This is a genomic window from Trichococcus sp., from assembly GCF_049589555.1.
Classification (GTDB): domain Bacteria; phylum Bacillota; class Bacilli; order Lactobacillales; family Aerococcaceae; genus Trichococcus.
In genome coordinates this window covers 1-1,804 of sequence record NZ_JBAWAZ010000187.1, presented here as the reverse complement: position 1 = coordinate 1,804, position 1,804 = coordinate 1, and the positions used below count along the sequence as shown (strand labels likewise).

1 protein-coding gene is annotated in these 1,804 nt (G+C 45.0%); it reads right to left on the bottom strand.

Annotated features, from left to right (window positions below; translation table 11 throughout):
- Positions 1 to 178 precede the first annotated feature (178 nt).
- Positions 179 to 1,363, bottom strand: coding sequence for an ATP-binding protein (locus WBV27_RS07265; protein WP_424200735.1), 1,185 nt, complete (start codon positions 1,361 to 1,363; stop codon positions 179 to 181).
- Positions 1,364 to 1,804 lie beyond the last annotated feature (441 nt).

The window sequence follows — 1,804 nt, the reverse complement described above, 5'->3', positions numbered from 1 at the left end:
ACGAATCGGAGTATCTGCTGCAGTCGTTGTATTTCTATCTGGACTGAAACGTTTCAACCAAAACAAAAGAATCAAGGAAGCTGGCGGTTTTTCAACCTGACCTCCTGATTCTTTTTTCGCTCATGCCCAAAACCGCCTACCGCGAAAGATTGTAAATTCCTTTCAGGCGGACGTCCTTTTATAAATTATGGATCCTTTTTAGGTATTTATCAAACTGCGGCACCGTGAAGTCAACTTCGCCGCGATTGGCCGAATAGATAAAGCCTTTATGGATCAATTGCGCTCGCAACGGTGAGATGGCAGAGACGGGGCACTGCATCTGTTCAGCTTTTGCTTTTGTCGAACAAGGCAAAACGCCGCATTTTACCATCGCGATCATGAAATCCAGTTCCCGCGGCGTCGCCCTGTCGTGGCGCACTTTAAAGAAGCTTTCGTCCAAACTTTTCTCGAAGTTCGCATAGACATCGTCAACCATAGTGGCATCTATGACGCGTTTATCCACCGATACTTTTGCCCAAACTTGATTGCCGTATTCCTGCAGGAAATAGGGGGAGCATTCGGTTATTCGAAGTATTTTTTCGATCGCTTCATCACTGTAGGACACCCCCCATTTCTTTGCGGGTTCCTCCAGTGCCATTCTGGCCGCATTTTTTTCCAGAGATCCAATGGAAACGAATTTAAACAGCCTTTCAGCGTAGGATTTCACATCCCCGGCAATCTTGGCGATTTTCGGCAAGCCGGCCGCAAACACGATCAGCGGCAATGCTTTTTGGTTCACTCTATGTATCGCGGCGATCAGGGCTTCGAATTCATCATCCTTCATGTATTGGATTTCATCGATGAATAAAGCGACTCCGGATTCCTGTTTTTGCGCCAGTGTCCCCAGAGATACAAACAATTCAGTCAGGTCGTTTTCAAAATTCCCGGTATCGGATATGCCAACCGCCGAATCGATTTCTGAATCCATGCTGAGACTGACTTCGCCATCCTGCGAATATTTGAGGGAAAAAGCCTTCAGAATCGATAACGATCTGGAAAGGTGCTTCTTCAGTTTCGCTTTTACGCTCATTTGCTGAATCAACTTAAAAATATGAAGCGAAATACTGTTCTTAAAGGAACCACGCTCTGAAATTTCAAGATGTTCATACCGTATGTCTTCCTCATCGGCCATATCTTCTATTTTGTTCAGCAAAACCGTTTTGCCGACGCCGCGGAGACCGTAATAGACGACAGAGCGATAAAAATCGCCGTTTTTAATATAGAACAAAGCTTCTTCCGCTTCACGAATCGTATCCTCGCGACCAGCCAAATATTTGGGCGGTACACCCGCACCAGGCGTATAGGGATTCAATAACTTCTTCATTCCGATCCATCCCTTCTTGTGTCTTCTACCCATATTATATGCCTTATTCCGGTAAATACAATATTTTTCCGTTAAAAATAACCTATAAATACTTATAAAGTGAGTTGAATGGGTACTGTTATAGATCAGGTGCTGCAAATCTCCCACCCACACAAAACTGATCGCGACCGAATATCGGCCGGAGGAATGGCCAAACGCACTTACCGTTATTCTCTTGCTGAAACGCCAAAGCACCTTGAAACTGAAGAGCTTGATGCAAGGTTGGACGATTACTCCGACAAGTATGACTCGGTAATGAGATCATTGGCCGACAGGTACCAATGAACTATCTGACCGAAGAACAACCGATTCAGATCAATGCTATAATCATCAAAAGGTATACACCCAAAGAAAGGATAGGCATCAGAGAACCAGCAACGCTTCCAGGAATCACGTGAGAAG

Excerpts from the sequence above, each read along its gene's own strand:
- WBV27_RS07265 (WP_424200735.1), bottom strand. The coding sequence starts at position 1,363 with ATGAAGAAGTTATTGAATCCCTATACGCCTGGTGCGGGTGTACCGCCC.